The sequence below is a fragment of the Streptomyces sp. TLI_053 genome (genome assembly GCF_900105395.1).
Lineage (GTDB): Bacteria > Actinomycetota > Actinomycetes > Streptomycetales > Streptomycetaceae > Kitasatospora.
On sequence record NZ_LT629775.1, the window covers coordinates 6,061,561 to 6,082,171 of the forward strand.

General features: G+C 74.2%; 20 protein-coding genes. 7 read left to right on the plus strand and 13 right to left on the minus strand.

Annotation, left to right across the window (positions count from 1 at the left end; genetic code table 11):
• Positions 1-36: 36 nt before the first annotated feature.
• The 7 genes from BLU95_RS25035 to BLU95_RS25065 all read right to left on the minus strand — a co-directional run bounded on the left by BLU95_RS25035 (position 37) and on the right by BLU95_RS25065 (position 5,977).
• Positions 37-1,296, minus strand: a complete 1,260-nt coding sequence (locus tag BLU95_RS25035) for a serine hydrolase domain-containing protein (protein ID WP_093861974.1) — start codon at positions 1,294-1,296, stop codon at positions 37-39.
• A 133-nt stretch (positions 1,297-1,429) separates the two neighbouring features.
• On the minus strand, positions 1,430-2,200 hold the full coding sequence (locus BLU95_RS25040) for a CDP-alcohol phosphatidyltransferase family protein (protein WP_093861975.1): 771 nt from the start codon (positions 2,198-2,200) through the stop codon (positions 1,430-1,432).
• Between the two features lie 161 nt (positions 2,201-2,361).
• Complete coding sequence (locus BLU95_RS25045) at positions 2,362-3,081, minus strand: YidC/Oxa1 family membrane protein insertase (RefSeq protein ID WP_093861976.1); 720 nt, start codon at positions 3,079-3,081, stop codon at positions 2,362-2,364.
• Between the two features lie 90 nt (positions 3,082-3,171).
• Positions 3,172-3,468, minus strand: coding sequence for a DUF6412 domain-containing protein (locus BLU95_RS25050; protein WP_231977768.1), 297 nt, complete (start codon positions 3,466-3,468; stop codon positions 3,172-3,174).
• Positions 3,469-3,544: 76 nt separating this feature from the next.
• Positions 3,545-4,066, minus strand: coding sequence for a hypothetical protein (locus tag BLU95_RS25055; protein WP_159424989.1), 522 nt, complete (start codon positions 4,064-4,066; stop codon positions 3,545-3,547).
• A 23-nt stretch (positions 4,067-4,089) separates the two neighbouring features.
• Positions 4,090-5,550, minus strand: a complete 1,461-nt coding sequence (locus BLU95_RS25060; protein WP_093861978.1) for a hypothetical protein — start codon at positions 5,548-5,550, stop codon at positions 4,090-4,092.
• A gap of 7 nt (positions 5,551-5,557) precedes the next feature.
• Positions 5,558-5,977, minus strand: a complete 420-nt coding sequence (locus BLU95_RS25065) for a hypothetical protein (RefSeq protein WP_093861979.1) — start codon at positions 5,975-5,977, stop codon at positions 5,558-5,560.
• Positions 5,978-6,107: 130 nt separating this feature from the next.
• Here BLU95_RS25065 and BLU95_RS25070 point away from each other — a divergent pair, with 130 nt between their 5' ends.
• Both BLU95_RS25070 and BLU95_RS25075 read left to right on the plus strand, forming a co-directional pair.
• Positions 6,108-6,392, plus strand: a complete 285-nt coding sequence (locus BLU95_RS25070) for a type II toxin-antitoxin system Phd/YefM family antitoxin (RefSeq protein ID WP_030394189.1) — start codon at positions 6,108-6,110, stop codon at positions 6,390-6,392.
• Positions 6,385-6,807 (plus strand): type II toxin-antitoxin system VapC family toxin, encoded by a 423-nt coding sequence (locus BLU95_RS25075; protein WP_037779991.1) that lies wholly within the window; start codon positions 6,385-6,387, stop codon positions 6,805-6,807. Before BLU95_RS25070 ends, BLU95_RS25075 begins: the two co-directional genes overlap by 8 nt.
• Before the next feature lie 81 nt (positions 6,808-6,888).
• On the opposite strand, the gene BLU95_RS25080 is transcribed toward BLU95_RS25075, so the two are convergent.
• Together BLU95_RS25080 and BLU95_RS25085 are read right to left on the minus strand one after the other, a co-directional pair.
• Positions 6,889-8,004, minus strand: a complete 1,116-nt coding sequence (locus BLU95_RS25080) for a Gfo/Idh/MocA family oxidoreductase (protein ID WP_093861980.1) — start codon at positions 8,002-8,004, stop codon at positions 6,889-6,891.
• Positions 8,005-8,395: 391 nt separating this feature from the next.
• Positions 8,396-9,175: an HAD-IIA family hydrolase gene (locus BLU95_RS25085; protein WP_030394186.1), complete on the minus strand. Its 780-nt coding sequence runs from the start codon at positions 9,173-9,175 to the stop codon at positions 8,396-8,398.
• 254 nt (positions 9,176-9,429) lie between these two features.
• On the opposite strand from BLU95_RS25085, the gene BLU95_RS25090 reads away from it, so the two are divergent.
• The 3 genes from BLU95_RS25090 to BLU95_RS25100 all read left to right on the plus strand — a co-directional run bounded on the left by BLU95_RS25090 (position 9,430) and on the right by BLU95_RS25100 (position 12,877).
• Positions 9,430-10,803, plus strand: coding sequence for a low temperature requirement protein A (locus BLU95_RS25090; protein ID WP_093861981.1), 1,374 nt, complete (start codon positions 9,430-9,432; stop codon positions 10,801-10,803).
• A gap of 102 nt (positions 10,804-10,905) precedes the next feature.
• A complete protein-coding gene (locus tag BLU95_RS25095) occupies positions 10,906-11,634 on the plus strand; it encodes a uracil-DNA glycosylase (protein ID WP_231977769.1) in 729 nt (242 codons plus the stop codon).
• 289 nt (positions 11,635-11,923) lie between these two features.
• The gene (locus BLU95_RS25100; protein WP_231977770.1) at positions 11,924-12,877 is read left to right on the plus strand and encodes a glycoside hydrolase family 6 protein; all 954 of its coding nucleotides are present in this window, start codon (positions 11,924-11,926) and stop codon (positions 12,875-12,877) included.
• Between the two features lie 43 nt (positions 12,878-12,920).
• Here BLU95_RS25100 and BLU95_RS25105 read toward each other — a convergent pair whose 3' ends face one another.
• Positions 12,921-14,207 carry a polysaccharide deacetylase family protein gene (locus BLU95_RS25105; protein ID WP_093861983.1) on the minus strand — a complete coding sequence of 429 codons (1,287 nt, stop codon included), beginning with the start codon at positions 14,205-14,207 and terminating at the stop codon, positions 12,921-12,923.
• Between the two features lie 238 nt (positions 14,208-14,445).
• Positions 14,446-15,042 (minus strand): DedA family protein, encoded by a 597-nt coding sequence (locus BLU95_RS25110; RefSeq protein ID WP_093861984.1) that lies wholly within the window; start codon positions 15,040-15,042, stop codon positions 14,446-14,448.
• A gap of 651 nt (positions 15,043-15,693) precedes the next feature.
• Here BLU95_RS25110 and BLU95_RS25115 point away from each other — a divergent pair.
• Positions 15,694-16,809: an LLM class flavin-dependent oxidoreductase gene (locus BLU95_RS25115; RefSeq protein ID WP_093861985.1), complete on the plus strand. Its 1,116-nt coding sequence runs from the start codon at positions 15,694-15,696 to the stop codon at positions 16,807-16,809.
• A 6-nt stretch (positions 16,810-16,815) separates the two neighbouring features.
• On the opposite strand, the gene BLU95_RS25120 is transcribed toward BLU95_RS25115, so the two are convergent.
• Complete coding sequence (locus tag BLU95_RS25120) at positions 16,816-19,065, minus strand: putative bifunctional diguanylate cyclase/phosphodiesterase (protein ID WP_231977771.1); 2,250 nt, start codon at positions 19,063-19,065, stop codon at positions 16,816-16,818.
• Between the two features lie 393 nt (positions 19,066-19,458).
• Positions 19,459-19,887, minus strand: a complete 429-nt coding sequence (locus BLU95_RS25125) for an OsmC family protein (protein ID WP_093861986.1) — start codon at positions 19,885-19,887, stop codon at positions 19,459-19,461.
• A 336-nt stretch (positions 19,888-20,223) separates the two neighbouring features.
• Between BLU95_RS25125 and BLU95_RS25130 the strand changes: the two genes are divergently transcribed.
• Positions 20,224-20,586, plus strand: coding sequence for a chorismate mutase (locus BLU95_RS25130; RefSeq protein ID WP_093861987.1), 363 nt, complete (start codon positions 20,224-20,226; stop codon positions 20,584-20,586).
• Positions 20,587-20,611: the final 25 nt, after the last annotated feature.

Sequence of the window (20,611 nt, forward strand, 5' to 3'; positions counted from 1 at the left end):
ATCGGCGGGGTTGACAGCCGGCCGCCCCGGTGCGTTTCAACGAAGTTCCCGCAGCGCCGGGTTCACCGTCGAGGCGCTCGGTACCGACGCCTTCGGGCCGCACGCCGCGCGCTCGACGAAGGCGTGCACCGCGGCGTCGGTCGCATCGGTCTCGGCGCCCGCCAGGGCGTTGAAGGAGAGCGCGAACTGCCGGGTGCCGTCGGCCGGTCCGAGCAGCACGGTGCTGTACCCGGGGACCCCGCCGGTGTGTCCCCAGACCGCGCCGCACGGCAGGTCGTAGCGGATCAGGCCCAGCCCGTAGTGCGCGCCGATCATCGGCGCCGGGACGGCCGTCGTCATCTCCTCCAGCCGCGCCGCCGACAGCAGCCTGCCGCCGAACAGGGCGGCGTGGAAGCGGCCGAGGTCGGCGGCGGTGGAGATGCCGTTGCCGGCCGCGCCGCCGACGGTCGGGTTGATCAGCGTGATGTCCGCCGGCCCCTCCGGCAGCCGGGCGTACCCGTGCGCGTGCGGCCCCGGGACGTCCGGGGAGGAGCGGGGGAAGACGGTGTCGTCCAGGTGCAGCGGCCGGACGATCCGCCGTTCCACCTCGCTCTGCCAGCTGCGCCCGGTGACCTCGCGGACCACCTCGCCGAGCAGGACGTAATTGGTGTTCGAGTAGTGCCAGCCCTGCCCCGGCGGGAAGTACGGCGTGCCGCGCACGCCCACCCCGATCAGCTCGGCCGGCGGGTGGTCCGCCCAGCGGCCCTCGGCGAGGAAGGTCCGCAGCGACGCGTCGTCGTGGAAGAAGTAGCGGGGGTCGTCCAGGTAGTCGTACAGGCCGCTGGTGTGGTTCAGCAGTTGGCGGACGCTGATCGCGCCTCCGTCGGGGACGACGCCCGGCAGGTGGCGCTCGACCGGGTCGTCCAGCCGCAGCCGTCCCTCGTCGACGAGCTGGAGGACGACCGTCGACACGAAGGTCTTCGTCACGCTGCCGATCCGGAACCGGCCGTCGGCGCGCGCCGGGCGCTTCGACTCCAGGTCGGTGACGCCCGCGGCCTCGCGCCAGACCCGGCGGCCGTTCTCGCGCAGCTCGCCGAGCGCGGCCGTCGAGCCGCCGCGCTCGACGAGCGCCCGCAGCTCCGCGCCCGGGCCGGCCGCGGCCGGTACCGCCGACGCGGCCGGTACCGCCGAGGCGGCTGGCATCGCGGCGACCGGTGCGAGCGCGGCGAGAACCGCCCCCGCCAGCGCGGCGGCTACCCGCCTCGACCCGACCCGGCGGCCCCCGCCGGTCCCGCGGGCGTTCCGGACGATGTTCACGGTGCTCCCTTCCCGGGCCCGACCTCCGGGCCCCTGGAGCCACCTTCGCAACCGGCGCACCGGCACCGCGTCGCCCTCCCGAGGGCACCGCCCCACCCCCGGGGAGTGCGCCGACCACCCCGCCGGGAGGGCCCTACCGCAGCCGGGAGGAGGAGAGGATCGACGCCAGGTGCGCCACCACCATCCCCCAGGTGATCACCGCGATACCGGCCACCACCGCCCGGGTCGGGCCGATGCCGCCGGCCGCCACGTCCGCCACCGCCGCCGCCAGCAGCACCAGCGAGGCTTCGATGCCGTTGGTCACCCGGTGGATCTTGAACACCGACGCCAGCCGGCGCGCGGTCGCGATGCCCTGCGACCGCGGCTGCGTCGACTCCTCGTCCGCCGGAGCGAGTCCGCTGCGCGCCCGCGCCACGTCCACCAGATCGGTCGACGCCTTCAGCAGCACCACGCCGAGCGCCGCCGCCAGGCCCACCGACACCCACAGCTCCGACCCGTCCCGGGCCGCCCGGACACCCGCGCCGACCATCAGCGCCGCGTCCGCCAGATAGGCGCCGAGCCGGTCCACGTACACCCCGGCCGTGCTGAACTGCCGCTTCCAGCGGGCCACCTCGCCGTCGACGCAGTCGAACAGCAGGAAGCCCTGCATCAGCAGGGCCGCGAGCACCGCGCCCACCGGTCCGGGAACCAGCAGCGCCGCCCCTGCTGCGACCCCGCAGACCACCATCAGCCAGGTCAGGGTGTTCGGCGCGACCGAGGTCCGCACCAGCTGCCGGGTGACCCGCAACGACACGGCGCGCATGTAGATCCGGCCCGCCCAGTGCTCCCCGTTGCGGCTCGCCAGCTTCGCCCGCGGCTGACAGACCTCCCGCAACTCCGCCAACGCCGGCGCAGCGACCGCCATGACGCCACCCTTCCCCTCACCTGGTCCATCTGCGTGATCGTTCCGGCCGACGGGCCGAAACGATCACACAGGCTAGAGCAGGCCGGGCGGACCGGCGGACCCGGCCTCGGGCCGGCGGCTCCGGCCCGGCGGCCCGGGGCAACCGGCTCGGGGCGACCGGGTCAGGCCAGTGCCGGAATCGCGGACTCCGGCGCGCCGTCCCGGTGCAGCCAGGCCCGCTCGGCCGCCGTCCAGGTGCTGGTGGTCAGCAGGTAGACCGCGGCCGCCAGCGGGACGAGGGCGGCGAACAGCACGGTGCCGAAGGACAGGTACGGCAGGAACGCCAGCCCCGGCTGCGCCGGTGCAGCCGACCCCTGCGGCGCCTGGGCCGCCTGCTTGGCCTGGGCCCGGCGGGCCCGGCGGAAGTTGACGTAGCCCAGCGCCGCCAGCCCCGCGTACAGCACCGCGAACACCGCCCACTCGCCCGCACCGTGCGCCGACCCCACGTGCAGACCCAGCGGGGCACCGAACAGGGTGTGGCCGAGCAGGTCGTTCGGGGTCGTGAACAGCCGGTACATCACCGAGAAGAACGGGATCTGCACCAGCATCGGCAGGCAGCCCGCGAACGGCGAGGCCTTCTCCTCCCGGTACAGCTCGGCGAGCGACGCCTGGAGCTTCTCCGGGCGGCCCTTGTGCTTGCGGTTCAACTCGGCGATCCGCGGCGCCAGCCGGGCCCGGGCCTTCTCGCCGCGGGCCGCCGCCCGCGCCAGCGGGTGCAGCGCCAGCCGGACGCAGACGGTGAACAGAACGATCGCGAGCGCGGTCGGGACGACCTGCGCGAACGCGGCGACGACATCGTGGGCCAGGCCGACGGCCGGGTCGAGGACTGCGAAAACGGACATGGTGGAGCGAGCCCTCCGGGGGTCTCGGGGTACGAGTGATCGACGGAGGACGGCCGCGACGGGCCGGTGGTGAAGAAGGATTCCCCGGTGCTACGCGGCCGCCGGGACCGCTCCAGGGGCCCTCGGGCGCTGTCGGCCCCGGGCGTCCGGATCACGCTGCGGGAGGAAGGCCGTCCGGAACGCGCGCCTGCGCAGCACCCCGGCCCGTACACTCGCCGGCGCCCGCGCCCCGAGCAGCCGCGCGACGACCAGCGCCCCCGCGACCGCCCCGGTCACCAGCACCACGGCAGCCGCGGCCGCCACCTGCGCCAGCGACCCGCCGCCCTCGGCGAGCCACTCGCCACTCAGTACCCGGAGCAGCCCGAGCAGCATCGCGACCAGCGTCACGTTCCTGCCTCCTCTGCGCTCCGGACGAGTACTTGTGGACGATGATGCCAGACGGCGGGGGCGAGCGGAGAGCAGTTCAGGGGGTGTGGAAGGCGCTGACCCATACCTGACCCGTCCCGTCCGGCCGTGACGCGACGCAGATCCGGGTGGCGACGTTCTTGGCTTGGCCCGGTGACAAGAAGCCCCCGCAGGTCAGCGGGGAGGCGTTCGACGGGTCGGGGGCACCGATGTGCTGGAAGCCGTCGAGGTCGACGCTCTCGATGTACGTGCGCTCGGCCCACTCGGTGACGGGCAGGGGGCGCCGGAACTCCTCCAGCCCGGCCTGGGACAGCCGGAACGCAAGCACGGCGAAGTCGTCCTGGAACCCCTCGCGGTAGCCCCACCGGACATCGTCGGCTCCCGTCGGAATCGCCACCCGGGTGAAGAGGGACACCTCTGCGGCGTCCATGGTCATCCAGGCTCCCGGTCGTCCGCTGTCCGGTTTCGGATGACGGAGGTCGTAGTCCACCCAGTAGAGCCCGCCCACCCCGGCGGCGAGGAGCAGGAGGACCGCCGCGAGTACAGCGACCAGCAGCTTCCGCCGAGAGCGAGGTGCCACCGGTGCCGGACGCGTAGTGGAACTCACCGGGTCTCCCTCCCAGGATCGACACGACCGCCCTCCCATCCGGAACCGTGCTCGCCGACGTTCTGCGGGCCGGGTGCCGGGTCGGGAAGGAGTACGGTCACGGGCGTGCTCCGGCCGGTCAGGTCGAATTCCTTCGCCAGACCGGTCTGATGGAGGTCGGCCAAGTCACTGTCCTTGATGTTGGTACCGGCGATGGGTGTGCTCTTGCCGGGATCCCAGTTGTAGCGGTCCCAGACGCTGACCTGGTACTGCATCGACACCCGTGGTTTTCCGTCGGCTCCGGGGCGAACGGTCACCACGCCGGAGGTGGCGAAGGCGTGGCTGCCGATGGCCAGGTACCAGTTCCTCTGGGAGGCCGGGTCGCTGGTGCGGTGTCGGACGGCCTCGACGGGTACTGCCACCGGCGCCCCGCCCGACTGGGCGTAGGCATCGAGTGCTGTCTGCCGCCACTCCTCCTGGTGCTTGCTGATCTGCTCCGCGACCAGGCCGCGCAACGTCCCGTCGTCGCGGAGGAACCGGTCCACATCGACGTTCAGCGGCTCGCCGGTCGCCTCCAAATAGTGCTGCATGTGACGCGCGGCATCGGTGAACCCGGCGAACGTCCCGCCACCCACCAGCAGGTGCTCTGCCATGATCCCTTTCGCGTAGTCCCCCGGGCCCGGGGGACGCTGGGCGAAGGGCCCGGCGCCGTCGTCCGGGGCGTGCCACTCGTACTCGACCGGGCCCAGGACACCTGCCGCGACCAGTCTCTCCCCGTCCGCCGCCAGGAGTCCCGCGCGGACGCTCGGGTCCAGTGCGCCCCACCAGAGCCGCAGGGCCTTCGGGCCGCTCGGCATCCCCGCGGCCCGGACGAGGTCGCCGCTCGCCTCCGCCACCGCCCCCGGGCGGGTGGCCGGGTCGACCTCGGCGGGGTCGAGGGCGCGGAGGGCGGTCGCGGCCGCCGTGTCGGCCTCGGTGGCGGCCGCGACCGCCCTCCGCATCGTCTCGACGTGCTGCTGCACCTCGTCCCACCTGCGCCGCCGGTACGCGATCGCGTCCGGGTCGTTGCGGTCCTCGGGCGGCAGCGGGGGCAGGGTGACGGTGCCGTCGGCGGTCACGGTGGCGCCGAGGGCCTCGGCGTCGCCGACGGCGCGCCGCAGGTCCTGCTGGGCCCGGGTGAACGCGGACCCGGCGCGGCGCAGGGCGGCGGTGACGGCGAGGGCCTCGTAGTGGAAGGCGGTCAGCTCGTCGGCGACCAGGCCGATCTCCCGGGTGGCCTCGTCGGCGGCGACGCCGCTCCAGGCCCGGGCACCTGCGGCCGCCAGGGGGCCCGGGGCGGCCCCGGTGAGCGGTTGCAGGACGCCGGACCGCACCTGGCCGGCGAGCTGTTCGGAGTGCCCGGCGATCCCGTTCCAGGTGTCCCCGGCCTTGGACAGGGTGTCGAAGGAGGCGTCCCGCAGCTGCGCGAAGGTCACCACGGCCGGCTCACGGGGCCTTGAACGCGATGGCGGCGGAGGTCTCCGTCGACCGGTAGGCGGCGCCGGTGGCCTCCAGGCGGTCGGCGGTCAGGCCGAGCCGGGTGTCGAGGCTGTTCCAGCGGGCCGTCCACCAGGTGAGGACCTGGCCGAGCGCCGCACCCGAGCCGAAGCCGTGCGCGCCGAGGGCCTGGGCGGCAGCGCCGGTGTCCGGTGCGGCGTGGCCGACGGCCTGCCGCAGTTCGCCCTGGAGGCGCCGGGAGACCTCGGCGGCCCGGTGGAGCGCGGCGGGTTCGACGTGGACGGGGGCGCCGGCGGAGGGGCCGGCGGCCCAGGGGCCCGGTCCGGCGGCCGGCCGGAGCGGGCCGGGTGGCGGGCCGTCCTGGCCGTACAGCCACGGATTCCGCCGCGCCTCGGTGCTGTCGGCCATGGTCGTTGCCCCCCGGCGTGATTGGTCGTCTCCGTACGGTAACGCGGTGGCCGGTCCGGGCCGGCGGTTTTCCGGCGGATCCGTGCGCGAGGTGTAGCCGCGGGTGCTACGCGGGGCTACCTTGGAGAGCATGAAGACGATTACCCAGCGGGAGTTCCGGAACAACTCCGCCGCGGTGATGGACGCGGTGGAGGCGGGGGAGATCTTCCACATCACCAGGAACGGGGTCGAGGTCGCGGAGCTGCGGCCGGTGGCGGGGCGCCGGCGGCTCACGGCCGAGGAACTGGTGGCGCGGCACGTGAAGCTGCCGCGGGTGGACTACCAGCAGATGCGCAAGGAGTCCGAGGAGTACTTCGGGCCGGAGGAACTGGTCGGGGACGAGGACGGCGACCCGTTCGAGCGGCCGCGTGGCTGAGCGGCGGCGGGCGCCCCGGCGGCGGCCCGCCGGGGTGCTGGACACGTGTGTCTACATCGACCTGGCACTGCTGAGTCCGGCGGACCTGCCGGCGGTGCCGGAGCTGACCGCGATCACCTTCGCGGAGCTGCAGCAGGGCGTGTCGATGGCCCGTGACCCGGTGAGCCGGGCGGCCCGGCTGGAGGTGCTGGGTGCGGCGATGGCGGACTTCGAGCCGCTGCCCTTCGACGGGGCCGCCGCCGCCCGCTACGGGACCCTGGTGACGCTGACGATCGCGGCCGGCCGGCAGCCGCGCCCGCGGCGGATCGATCTGATGATCGCCGCGATCGCCTCCGCGCACGGGCTGCCGCTGTACACGCGCAACATCTCGGACTTCAAGGGGCTGGGCTCGGCGGTCGAGGTCATCGGGATCTGAGCCGCCCCGTCGGCCCGCCCCATCGGCCGGCCGCGACCGGCTGCCCGCACCCGATGCGGGGGCGCGGGCGGCCGAGCGGGCTCAGGCGGGAACGTTTTCGAGCCGCACGGTGGTCCCGGTGGCGGCCGAGGCGCGGGCGGCCTCCAGGACGGTCAGGGTGGCGACGGCGTCGCGCGGGTCGACCGGGGGCGGGGTGCCGGGGTCGTCCAGGGCGGCGGCGACGCCCGCGTAGAAGGCGGGGTAGTCGCCGGGGTCGGTGGGCAGCGGGGTGGTGGACCCGTCGGTGCCGAGGGTGCCGTACTGGGCGGGGTCGTCGGCGCCCCAGGGCAGGGTGCCGTCCGGGCGCAGGCCGGTCCGGAGGGCCGCCTCCTGGGGGTCCATGCCGGGCTTGACGTATCCGGCGGCGTCGCCGAGGACCCGCAGTCGGGGGCCGACGAGCGGGGTGATCGCGCTGGTCCACAGGTGGGAGCGGGTGCCGTTGGCGTGGGTGAGGGCGAGGAAGGCGTCGTCGTCGACCACCGCGCCGTCGCGCCGCACGTCGATCTCCGCGTACACCGTGTCGACCGGCCCGAAGAGGGTGAGCGCCTGGTCGACGAGGTGGCTGCCGAGGTCGTAGAGGGTGCCGCCGACCTCGGCCGGGTCGGCGAGTTCGCGCCAGCCGGGCTTGGGCTTGGGCCGGAACCGCTCGAAGCGGGACTCGAAGCGGTGCACCCGGCCGAGCGCGCCCTCGCGGACGAGGCGGGCGGCGGTGAGGAAGTCGCCGTCCCAGCGGCGGTTCTGGAAGACGGTGAGCAGGGTGCCGGTCGATCCGGCGAGTTCGCAGAGCTCGCGCGCCTCGGCGGCCGTGGCGGCGAGCGGCTTGTCGACGACGGTGGCGAGCCCGGCCCGCAGCGCGGCGCGGGCGAGCGGGGCGTGGGTGCGGTTGGGGGAGGCGATGACGACCAGGTCGAGCGCGTCGGGGTCGGCGAGCAACTGCTCGGGGGTGTCGACGGCGTGGGCGTCCGGGTGCTCCTGCCGGAGCTGGGCGCGGCGGTCGGGGTTGGCGGTGACCACCGCGGCGAGCCGGAGTCCGGGGGTGGTGGCGATCAGGGGCGCGTGGAAGGCGGAGCCGGCCAGGCCGTAGCCGATCAGACCGACGCGGAAGGGCGGGCGGGAGCCGGGAGCTCCGGGGGCGGCGGGGCGCGCGGAGGTGGTCATGCGCCCTACTCAACCACGGTGTGCCCGGTCGGCCCCGGTTTCGGCGCCGGACCCGGAGCGTCCGGTCCGGCGCGGGAGACCGACGGGCGAACGGTGGGCCGACGGGCGGGGGTGTTGCCGCCGCCGCGGTGGGGGGCGCGGCGGCGGCAGACCCTTGTGGAGACCGACGGTGGTGGCCGCCGGGGCCGGTGCGGGGGACCCGGCGTGGCGCTCACGTTAACCGGGCCGGCCACGCCGTCGAGGGGGCATCGGTGCGGTTAGGGGCGGCTTAAGGAGCCCTTGAGGGGCGGCCGGCCCGGTCCGGCCGGCCGCCGCCGCGGCGAGGGCCCTCCCGCGCTCGGCGCGGGAGGGCCCTCGGGGTTCCCTGGTGGCGAAGGCCGTTGACCGGCCGTCAGATCAGGTCGACCAGGTCCGCGATCGAGTCGACCACCTGGGTCGGCCGGTACGGGAAGCGCTCCACCTCACTGGCCAGGGTGAGGCCGGTGAGCACCAGGAAGGTCGACATGCCGGCCTCCATGCCCGAGACGATGTCGGTGTCCATCCGGTCGCCGATCATCGCGCTCCGCTCGGAGTGGGCGCCGATGGCGTTCAGGCCGGCGCGCATCATCAGCGGGTTGGGCTTCCCGACGAAGTAGGGCTCCACACCGGTGGCCTTGGTGATGAGGGCGGCGACCGAGCCGGTGGCGGGGAGCGCGCCCTCGGCCGACGGGCCGGTCTCGTCCGGGTTGGTGGCGATGAACCGGGCGCCGTCGTTGATCAGGCGGACGGCCTTGGTCATGGCCTCGAAGGAGTACGTCCGGGTCTCGCCGAGGACGACGAAGTCGGGGTCGGTGTCGGTGAGCACGTAGCCGACGTCGTGCAGCGCGGTGGTCAGTCCGGCCTCGCCGATCACGTACGCGGTGCCGTTCGGGCGCTGGTCGGAGAGGAACTTCGCGGTGGCCAGCGCGGAGGTCCAGATGTGCTCGGCGGGGACGTCCAGGCCCATCCGGGAGAGCCGGGCGTGCAGGTCGCGCTGGGTGTAGATGGAGTTGTTGGTGAGCACCAGGAACGGCTTGCCGGACTCACGCAGCCGCTTGATGAAGGCATCGGCGCCGGGGATCGGCACGCCCTCGTGGATGAGGACCCCGTCCATGTCGGTCAGCCAGGTGTCGATGGGCTTGCGGTCTGCCACGGTGGTGTCTCCTAGGTCTTGCGATGGTTCGAAAATCGCACCGGACCGGACACCAGCGGCCGGCCGGGCGCCAATGGCTGCCCCAACGACGATCAGCCTAGTCGTCCCGGGCCGCTGCCCCTAGGGCCCGACGACCGGTGGACCGGGGCGGTGGGCCGGCGCGGGCTGGTCTAGCCTCTGCACTGCTGTCGCGGGCCCCGCATCGGTCGATGTCCTGGGCGGGCCCGTTCGCTGTGTGCACCGAGGAGGGGCGGATGAGCACCACGGGGGAGCTTCCGGCGGGGGCCGAGGAATCGGCGGTCCGGACGGGGGAGCGGTCGGAGGGGAGACGGCCGGGCGCGAAGGAGCCGGAGGAGAGCCGGGCGGAGGGGGAACGGCCGGAGGGGGAACGGGCGGACGAACAGCGGGCCGGGGAACTGCCGGAGAAGCGGGTCACCTGGGCCGAGCTGTACTTCGACCTGATCTTCGTCTTCGCGATCACCCAGGTCTCCGGACTGCTGCACCACCACCACGACCCGCTCGGGATCGTGCAGGCGCTGGTGGTGTTCGTCCCGGTCTACTGGTGCTGGGTCGGCACCACCGTGCAGGCCAACATCCGCGACGTGGACACCCCGCGCGACCGGCTGGGCATCCTGGCGGTCGGGTTCACCGGCCTGGTCATGGCGCTCGCGGTGCCCGGCGCGTACGGGAACCGGGGCGTGTTGCTCGGTGCCGGGTACTGGGCGGCCCGGGTGGTGCTGCTGCTCCTGCTGGCCCGGATCCCGGGGGTCTGGCGCGGGCCGTACGGGGTCGGGGTGCTGGTCAGCGGGCCGCTGCTGGTGGCGGGCGGGCTGCTGCCGGAGGGGCCGCGGGTCCTGCTCTGGGGGCTGGCGGCGCTCTGCGACCTGGCCGGGCCGGTGGTGTTCCGCAACAAGCTGGCGAAGGTCGCCTACCACCCCTCGCACATGCCGGAGCGGTTCGCCCTGTTCCTGCTGGTCGCGCTCGGCGAGTCGATCGTCGGGATCGGCGCGAGCGCGGCGGCGGTGCGGCTGGACGCGGCCGAACTCGTCGCGGTCACGGCCGCGTTCACCATCTCGGCCGGGCTCTGGTGGCAGTACTTCGTGTTCGCGGCCGACGCCATGCGGCACGCCGTCACCGTCGCCGACTCGCGCCGGGACATGGTCCGCCGGGTCTTCCAGTACGGGCACCTGGCGCTGGCGGCCGCGGTGATCGCGGTGGCGGTGGGCATCGGCGAGACGGTCGCGGATCCCCGCCGGGCGCTCGGGGCGGGGTCGGTGGGCCTGCTGTACGGGGGCTGCGGGCTCTACCTGCTGACCTTCGGCTACACCCGGTGGATGATGTTCCGCTCGGTGGCGACCACCCGGGTCGTGGCGGCGGCCGTGGTGCTGGCGCTCGCCCCGGCCATGGTGCGCTGGCCCGCGCTCGCCGCGCTGGTGGCGCTCGCGGTGGTGCTGGTGACGCTGAACGTGGTCGAGCACGTCCTGGTGGCCCGGGCCGCGGCGGCGGAGGCGGTCGGCGAACGGGGCGCTGAACCGGGCGCGGAACCGGCCGCGGAAGGTGCCGCGGAAAGGGCCCGGAAGCCCTCCGGCGAAGCGGTCGGGGACCCGGTTGTCGGTGGGCCTGTGTAGCGTTCGGGGTGAAAGAGGGCGTACGGCGCGAGGGGCGCGATATGCCCGCAGGTCGGGGCGGTGCCGCGGTGAGCGGCCGTCCGGTGGGAGGTAGATGTCGTCGTGACGGACACGGTCGAGGCGAACGTGGGCGGGGCGGAATCGGGAGCCGGTCTGGAGCTGCCGGAGTCCTGGCGGGAGGTGCTGGGCGCCGAGACGGAGAAGCCGTACTTCGCCGAGCTGGCGGCCTTCGTGGCGGCCCAGCGCGCGGAGCACCAGGTCTTCCCGCCGAGCGGGCAGGAGTTCTCCGCACTGGAGGCCACGCCGTACGAGAAGGTCCGGGTGCTCGTGCTCGGCCAGGACCCGTACCACGACGACGGCCAGGCCCACGGGATGAGCTTCTCGGTGCTGCCCGGCACCAGGACGCCGCCCTCGCTGCGCAACATCTTCAAGGAGCTGGACGCCGACCTCGGCGTTCCGGCGCCGGACAACGGCTACCTGATGCACTGGGCCGAGCAGGGCGTGCTGCTGCTCAACGCGGTGCTCACGGTCCGGGCGCACGAGGCCAATTCGCACAAGGCCAAGGGTTGGGAGAAGTTCACCGACGCGGTGATCAAGGCGGTCAGCGAGCGCGAGGAGCCGGTGGTCTTCGTGCTCTGGGGCAACTACGCCAAGAAGAAGCTCCCGCTGATCGACACCGGGAAGCACGTGGTGGTCCAGGGCGCGCACCCGTCGCCGCTGTCCGCCAAGCTGTTCTTCGGCAGCCGCCCGTTCTCGCAGATCAACACCGCGCTGGAGGGCTTCGGGGTCGACCCGATCGACTGGCGGATCCCGGACCTCAAGCAGGCCTGAGTAGGGCCCCGCGGAGGCGTTCCGGCCGGCCCGCTGCTGATGGGTCGTCTCCTCGCCTCCGGCCGCCCGCCGTTCACCTTCCGGTGGACGGCGGGCGGTGCCCGGTGTGCGAAGCTGGGGCCGGACGACCTGGTCACCGGACCGGGGCTGGGAGGGGCGGTACGTGCGCCGAGTCGGGCGAGGGGCTGGATTCCGGGCGGCCGTGGGGGCGGTCCTGCTGGGGCTCGTGGCGGGGGCCGTGGGCTGCGGCGCCGGGGGGAGTCCGACAGGAGCGGGAGCGCCGGCCACGGTGCCCGCGACACCCGAGGTGCCCGCGCCGGTCGCGCCCGGGGGGCCGGCACCCGGCGCCCCGCCGCAGCTCCCCGGCCAGACCTTCTACGTCTCCGACCGGACCGCCGCCGCCCAGCAGGTGACCGCGCTGCGCGGCCAGGGCCGGACGACGGAGGCGGACACCCTGCTGCGGATCGCCGCCCGGCCCTCCTCGCAGTGGCTGACCGACGGGGCCGCCCGGGGCACCGCCGAGCAGGTGAGCCGGCGCGCGGCCGAGGCCGACCGGACACCGGTCTTCGTCGCGTACGACATCCCGCACCGGGACTGCGGTCTCTACTCGGCCGGCGGAGCCACCGACGCGGCCGCGTACCGGGACTGGGTCACCGGGATCGCGGAGGCGCTCGGTGACCGCCGGGCCTGGGTGGTGCTGGAGCCCGACGCGGTCGCGCACACCCTGGACGCCTGCGGGGTCAAGGGCGATGCCGCCGCCGAGCGCTACGGCCTGCTGGCCTTCGCCGTCCAGGAGTTGAAGAAGCGTCCGCAGGTGCGGGTCTACCTGGACGCGGGCAACCCCGGCTGGGTGCAGGACCAGGCGGCCCTGGCCGGGGCCCTGCGCAAGTCCGGGGTCGCGGCGGCCGACGGCTTCGCGCTGAACGTCTCCAACTTCTACGCCACCGACCGCGCCACCGCGTACGGGGCCCAGCTGTCCGCCCTGCTGGACGGCAAGCACTTCGTCGTCGACACCAGCCGCAACGGCAACGGCCCGCTGAGTGCGGAGGCGTGGTGCAACCCGCCCGGCCGCGCGCTCGGCACGCCGCCCACCACGGAGACCGGGCAGCCCGGGGTCGACGCCTTCCTCTGGATCAAGAACCCGGGCGAGTCGGACGGCGAGTGCGCCCGGGGCGAGCCCCGGGCGGGCGAGTTCTGGCTCCCGTACGCGCTCGGCCTGGCGACGGCCGCCGCCACGGGGTAGGCGGCGGCCGGACGTCCGCGCGGCGGGAATTGTCAGACAACCCCTAGCCGGCCGTGCCGAGGAAGGACTCCCAGCCGCCGGCCGGCGCCTGCCCCACGTTGAGGGTGCGCAGCTTGCGCAGGGTGGACTGGTCCTGGACCTCCAGCCACTCGACCAGCTGCTTGAACGAGACCAGCCGGACCTCGGGCTTGCCCGCGATCGTCTTGAGGGTCTCCTCGACGGCGTCCATGTAGATGCCGCCGTTCCACTGCTCGAAGTGGTTGCCGATGAAGAACGGCGCGCGGTTGCCGTTGTAGGCGCGGTCGAAGCCGGCCAGGTAGGAGTCCCTGGCCTGGGTGCGCCAGTCGTTGAACTTGGCCGGGTCCCCGTTGGTGACCTTCGACTGGTTGGCCAGGATGTTGTAGTCCATCGAGAGCACCTGGAAGGTGTGCCCGGGGAACGGGATGCTCTGCAGCGGGAGGTCCCAGACCTTGCCGTCCTGCACCTTCTGGGGCCAGATCTGCTGGCCGCCCGAGGAGCTGGCGTCGTACTTCCAGCCGAGGGCGGCGGCCGTCGGCAGCAGGGCCTTCTGCCCCTCCAGGCACGGGGTGCGGCCGCCGATCAGTTCCTTCTTGTAGTCGAAGGGCAGCGGGTCGACGTCGGTGAAGCCGGTGTTGGTCCGCCACTGGGTGACGAAGCCGACGGCCTGGTCTATCTCGCTCTTCCAGTCGTCGGGGGACCACTTGTTGACGCCGTTGCCGTCCGGCCGGGTCGAGCAGAAGTGGCCGTTGAAGTGGGTGCCTATCTCGTGGCCGGCCAGCCAGGCCTGGCTGACGAGCTTGATCGTGTTCTTGACCGCGCCGTCCGACAGGTAGGGGATGTCGGAGGCGCCGACCGAGTGCAGCGGCGGGTGGTACAGCTCGGACCTGCCCTTGGGCAGGGTGTATATGCCGGAGAGGAAGAAGGTCATCGCGGCCTTGTGCTCCTCGGCGAGCTTGAGGAACCGGGGGAACTGGCCGTCCTCGGTCGCTCCGGCGCCGTCCCAGGAGAACACCACGAACTGCGGCGGGCGCTCGCCGGGCTTGAGCTTCTCCGGCTTGGGCTGGTTCGGCTGGGGGCCGGTGTCGGAGGTCGAGCCGTCGCCGATCGGCTTGCCCTTGGTCGGGGTGCCGCTCGGGGTGGCGCCGGTTCCGGTGCTCGCGCCGCCGGTGGTGGGGGCCGGGGCGGGGCCCGAACCGGAGCCGGAGGCGGAGGCCGAACCCGAGCCGCCCCCGGAGCAGGCCGTCACCGCTCCGAGGGCCGCGGTCGCGGCGGTGGCTGTGAGCACGGTCCTGCGCGAGATGCTGCCCATCGTCTCCCCTGGGTTCGTCCGGACCGGGTGGTGGCCGTGGCCGCGCCCGTATCAGTCAATTAGGACAATTGAGTGATTATCCGTCGTTGGGATTGCATGCGAACACACGGGTCACCAAGGAGCCCGGGGGGTCGCCGAACATGAACACGCTCGGTACGCCCGTACGGGATGCGAAGAAATGTCTTCTGTTGCCGTCCTGTGACGCTTCGCCCGATTCGAGGGGCGTGCCGTCGCGGCGTCAGCCCAGCGAGAGCCGGCGGTTGCGGCGCACGATGCGGGCGATGGCGGTGCTCACCGCGGTGGCCGCGGTGCAGGAGACCGCGAGGCTCAGCCAGGCGGTGTCGAACCAGTGGCTGTTGAGCCAGCCCAGGGTCACGATGTAGGCCGCCCAGATCATCGCCGCCAGCGCCGACCAGCGCAGGAAGCGATGGGGGTGCGCGGGGGAGTGGCCGATGGCCAGATCGAGGACGGTCCGCCCGGCGGGAACGAACCGGGCGACCACGACCATGACGGCCGCCGCCCGGGTGGTGCGCCCGTCCAGCGCCTGCTGGACCCGGGTCACGCTCGCCGCGAGTTTCGGCCGGTGCTCGAGCCGCCGGTTGACCATGGGCGCGCCGCGCCGGGCCAGCTGGAGCAGCAGCAGATCGCCGAGGAAGGAGGCGGTGGCCACGCCCAGCCCGAGCAGTACGGGCGCGCCGTCTATCTGCGCAGTCTTGAGCACGGCGAGTATGACGAGCGTCCCGCTCGGGATGAAGGGGAGGAAGGCGTCGCCGAGCACGGCGCAGAGCGCCAGGGCGCAGATCCACGAGGATCCGGCCAGTGTCGCGATGTCCATGAGCTTCCTCCCGCCAGGCTGCCCGGGGGAGCAGTGGTTGCAAGGGACAACGCTAGCGTCTCGACTTTTCATGCCATGAAGCACCCCGGTTGTGCGGCGGCTCACAGGTGTCGGGCCTCACAGGCCCGAACCCGCCCGGGCCGGTCCGGGGTGACGAGGGTCCGGGGTGACGAGGGTCCTGAGCGACGAGGGTTCGGGGCGGCGCGGTTCCGCAATGGCACGAGCCCCCGGGGCGGGGTGCCGCTCCAGGGGCTCGCGGGGATCGGTCGGCGCTGGTCCAGCCCGACGATCTTGCTGGTGAGTGCGGATCCGGTTGGGTGATCCGCCGGGAACCAAGCCTGCCGGACGCCGGACACCGCCCGCGAGCCCTCGGGCTGGCGACTTCCCGCGCTGGCGTGAAGTCGCCACGGGTGTTCGTCCGCTGGCTCTGCGTCAACCGGGGCCGGGTCCCCGGGGACCTCCTGCGGCGGACGGGACTGGCGTTCGCGAACGGGTCGCCGGGGGCCCGGCCGGATCCGGGGCGGGGAACAAGGGGGACCGCCGCCGGGGTTGACCACTGTCGGCACCGGCGCCGGCACCGGCCGACCCGGTGGCCGGCACCGGTGCACCGCACCGGCGGACGGAACGACCACGGCCAGGAGGACGGACGGTATGACGACCGAGGACAGGCGGGCGGAGCAGCGGGAGGACGGGAGCGCGGCGCCCGTCCCGGACGCGGTCCGCGGCACGGCCCGGGGAACGGCGCCCGCCCCGCTGTCGATTCTCGACCTGGCCACCGTCGGGGTCGGCCACACACCGGCGCAGGCACTCGCCGCGACCACCACCCTGGCCCGCAGCGCCGAGGAGTGGGGCTACCACCGCTTCTGGGTGGCCGAGCACCACGGCATGCCCGGTGTCGCCAGCTCCACCCCGGCCGTCCTGCTGGCCCACCTCGGCGCCCACACCACCACCCTGCGGCTCGGTTCGGGCGGCGTGATGCTGCCCAACCACGCCCCGCTGGCGATCGCCGAGCAGTTCGGCCTGCTCGAAGCCCTCCACCCGGGTCGGATCGACCTCGGCCTCGGCCGCGCCCCCGGCACCGACGCCGCCACCGCCCGGGCGCTGCGCCGGGGCCTCGGCGAGGGTGCCGACGACTTCCCCCGCCAGCTCGCGGAGCTGACCCACTTCCTCGACGGCAGCTTCCCGGCCGAGCACGCCTACTCCCGGCTGACCGCCGTCCCGAAGGGCGAGGGGCGGCCGCCGATCTGGCTGCTCGGTTCCTCCGGCTTCAGCGCCCAGCTGGCCGGCCGGCTGGGGCTGCCGTTCGCCTTCGCGCACCACTTCAGCAGCGTCAACACCCTCCCGGCCCTCGACCTCTACCGCTCGGAGTTCCGCCCCTCCGCCGTGCTCGACGAGCCGTACGCGCTGATCGGGGTGGGCGCGGTCGCGGCCGACGACCGGGACACCGCCCGCCGCCTCGCCCGCTCGGCGGCCCTCGGCATGCTCCGGCTGCGCCGCGGCAACCCGGGCCCCATCCCCACCCCGGAGGAGGCCGAGTCCTACCCGTACAGCCCGGCGGAGGCGGACTTCGTCGACGAGTGGCTCGGCAATGTCGTGCTGGGCTCGCCGGGCGAGGTGGCCGACGGGCTCGAGGCGCTGCGCAAGCGGACCGGGGTGGAGGAGCTGATGGTGACCTCGCACATCCACGGTCACGAGGCGCGGCTGCGCTCCTACGGGCTGATCGCCGAGGCCTACGGCCTGACCGGCGCCCGGGCCTCGGCCGGCTGACCGGAGTCAGCCCCGGGCCACCCGGGCCGCCGGCGCCTCCCGGCCGTCCGGGCCTGCCCCGACCGACCGGTGGGCGCCCCCGCCGTCCCGCCCGCCCCGGTTCTCGCGGTCGTCGCGCCGGGCCCGGGCGGCCCGTCCGTCCCGGTTGTCGCGGAGTATGGCCGCGACGAGTTCCGCCTCGCCGGGGCGGGCGAAGTACCAGCCCTGGGCGGTGTCGCAGCCGGTGAGCCGCAGCCGTTCGGCCTGGGCGGCACTCTCGATGCCCTCGGCCGTCACGGTCAGGCCGAGGGTGTGGGCGAGCTGCACCATCGCGCCGACGATCTGCTCGTCCGCGTCGCTCCGCCGCGCGCCGGAACCGGGGAGTTCCGCCCGGGAGCCGGTCGGGGAGGGGTCGCGGAAGCCCTCGATGAAGGTGCCGTCCAGCTTCAGTACGTGCACCGGGAGCCGGGAGAGGTAGGCGAGGTTCGAGTAGCCCGTCCCGAAGTCGTCGATCGCGATCCGGACGCCCATGTCGGCGAGCGCCTGGAGCGCCTGGAGCGGGCGGCCGCCGGGGCCGAGCAGCGCGCTCTCGGTGATCTCCAGCTGCAGCAGCCGGGCCGGCAGCCCGGTGCGTTCGAGGGCCTGGGCGACGTCGGCGACCACGTCGGAGTCCCAGATCTGGCGGGCGGCCAGATTGACGCTCACGAAGGTCTCGGTCTCCGGGAACTCGGTGAGCCAGCGCCGGGCCTGGCGGCAGGACTCCTCCAGCACCCACTTGCCGAGCGGCACGATCGCCCCGGACTCCTCGGCGAGCGGGATGAAGCGGTCCGGCGAGAGCGTGCCGTAGCGGGGGTGGCGCCATCTGACCAGGGCCTCGGCGCCGTGCACGGCACCGTCGGCGAGGCCGACCAGCGGCTGGTACTCGATGGTGAACTCGCCGCGCTCCAGCGCCGGGCGCAGCGCGGTCGCGAGCAGCTGGCGGGTCAGCTGGTGGGCGCCCCGGTCGGGGTCGTAGAGGGTCCACCGGGCCCGGCCGTCGGCCTTGGACCAGTACAGGGTGGCGTCGGCGTCCTTGACCAGGTCGGTGGGGGTGGTCTCCTGCACGGAGCGCTCGACGACGCCGACACTGGCGGTGACCACCAGGCGGTGGCCGGCCACGTCGAAGGGCCGTTCCAGGGCTTCGAGGATCCGGGCGGCCAGGTCGGTCAGCTGGTCGCTGCCGCGGCTGTCGGTCACCAGGACGGCGAACTCGTCGCCGCCCATCCGCGCCACCATCCGGGTGCCGTGCGCGGAGAAGCCGCGCCGCAGCCGGGTGGCCACGGCGATCAGCAGTTGGTCGCCGATGTGGTGGCCGAGCGTCTCGTTGATCGCGGCGAACCCGTCGAGGTCCAGGTAGCAGACACCGACCCGGGGGCCGTCCGTCCCGTCCCCGTCCCCCTCCGCGGCGGCCGGGGGCGGGGGAGCCGGCAGCGGCCCCGTCGACCGGTCGGCGGTGAGGCAGGCGGCGTCGAGGCGTTCGAAGAAGTACGTCCGGTTGGGCAGGCGGGTCAGCGGATCGTGCAGGGCCTGGTACTCCAGCCGGTCGCCGAGCCGGCGCTGCTCGGTGATGTCCTCGACCAGGGCGAGCGTGTAGAGCGGCCCGCCCGCGGCGTCCCGGATCAGCGAGACGGTCACCTTGCTCCAGACCGTCCGGCCCTCGCGGTGCTTGAGCTGCTTCTCGATCCGGAGCCGGTCGCGCTCGCCGTGGACGAGGGCCGGGAAGAGCCGGTGCGGCATGCCCTCGGGGTCGACGATCTCGTGGATGTGGGTCTGCGCCAGTTCGCCGACGGTGCGGCCGGTGAGCGCGGCGAAGGCGGGATTGACCTCGATGATCCGGTCCTCGGGGTCGATCAGGGCCATGCCGATGCCGGCGTCCCAGAAGGCGGCCCGCAGCCGGGCCTCGCTCACCCGCAGGTCGGTCGGCAGCGGGTTCCCGTCCTCGGCGGTGGCTGCTCCCGGCTCCGGGGTCCCGGTGCCGGGGTCGCCGTCCGCCGTCCGGTGGGTGTCGTCGGAGAGCGGCCGCGAGCAGGTCGGGCAGAGCGGGGCGTCGCCGGTCACGGCGTCCAGGACGGCCTGGGTGGTGCCGGCGGTGGCGCCCGCGACGGTGCCGTTGGTGCCGTTGGTGACGCCGCCGCCGACGGGGCGGGCGGCGGGCGGTGCGAGGCGGTGCTGCGCCCGTGGCTCCCCGTGCCGCACGCCGGGGTGGTGAGCGTCGGCCCCCTCGTTCTGGCCCGGCACGGCATGCTCCCGTCCGCTGCTGACGCTTGACGCTGGTCCGGCCGGTCACCCGACTGCGGCGGCCGGCTCCGCACCCTGCCGGGGCTCCTGGGGGCGGGCGGCGCGGCGGAACGCTCGGGACGGAGCGGGCCGGGCCGAAGCCCGCCTGAGGAACCGTGAGAACAGGGTGCTGCGGCCGATCATAGGACGCGGCGGCAACGCGCGGTGACCGCCGCCAGGGTGATTCGTCGGCTTTGGGGGCAAGTGCGGCGATACATGCGGACGCCCCCGGTACACATCACATGATGTGCACCGAGGGCGCGTGCTCCAGCAATGCGCCCCCGGGCCCCGGCGGAGCGCCGAACGCGCGCCCCACCGGGGCCGAGGAGCGGGAGGAGCGGGAGAACCGGACGGTCAGCCGGCCAGCGAGGCCGACAGCGTGATGGTGGTGCCGGTCAGGGCCTGGCTCACCGGGCAGTTCGCCTTGGCGTCCTCGGCCGCGGCCAGGAAGCCGGCCTCGTCCAGCCCGGGCACCTCGCCGACCACGGTGAGGTGGATGCCGGTGATGCCGGTGCCCGGCTGGAAGGTCACGTCGGCCTGGGTGTCGAGCTTGGTGGGCGGGGTGCCCGCGCCCGCCAGGCCGTGCGACAGCGCCATCGAGTAGCAGGCGGAGTGCGCGGCGGCGATGAGCTCCTCCGGGCTGGTCAGGCCGTTCGGGGCCTCGGCGCGGGCCGGCCAGGACACCGGGAACTCGCCGATGCCGGACGACGCGAACGCCACCTGGCCCTTGCCGTCGAGCAGGTTGCCTTCCCAAGCGGTGCGGGCGGTGCGAGTGGTTGCCACGATCGGTACCTCCGTCGAAAAATGAGGAACTGCTGGTTCGTCACGTCCGGTCCTGCCGCGCCCCAGCCTACGTGCAGGTCCGGGGCCTGCCACAAGTAGCGCCCCGGCCCGTCGAGTCCGAAAATCCCTCGCCCGTCCGCCCGGGCCCGGCCCCGGGCGGGCGGGCCGGGGCAGCTCGGGGCGGCGTCCGGCGGTCGGTCCGTGTGCCGTCCATATCGTGGACCGATCGGCCAAATGGTGCGGGCCGACGTCGGGCGCCCTGTTAGATTTGCCCGGGCCCGGGCCCGGCCGCCGGACGGCCGGGCGCAAGACCGAGAGAGCCGCGGAGCCTGCCCGATGACGGACCACCCCACGACCCCCGACGCCGGACTGCCCGAGGGGGTCGACGACGCCGTGCGGGCCGAGCTGACCAGCCTGCGCGAGAGCATCGACAACATCGACGCCGCGGTGGTCCACATGCTGGCCGAGCGCTTCAAGGCGACCCAACGGGTCGGCCGGCTCAAGGCCGAGCACAAGCTCCCCCCGGCCGATCCGGCCCGCGAGCGCGCCCAGATCAAGCGCCTGCGCGAGCTGGCCGCCGGCGCGCACCTGGACCCGGTGTTCGCCGAGAAGTTCCTCAACTTCATCATCGCCGAGGTCATCCGCCACCACGAGGCCATCGCGAGCGACGCCGTGACCGGCGGGAACGACGCGGTCTGACGGCCCTCGCGGCCCGCTCCGCCGA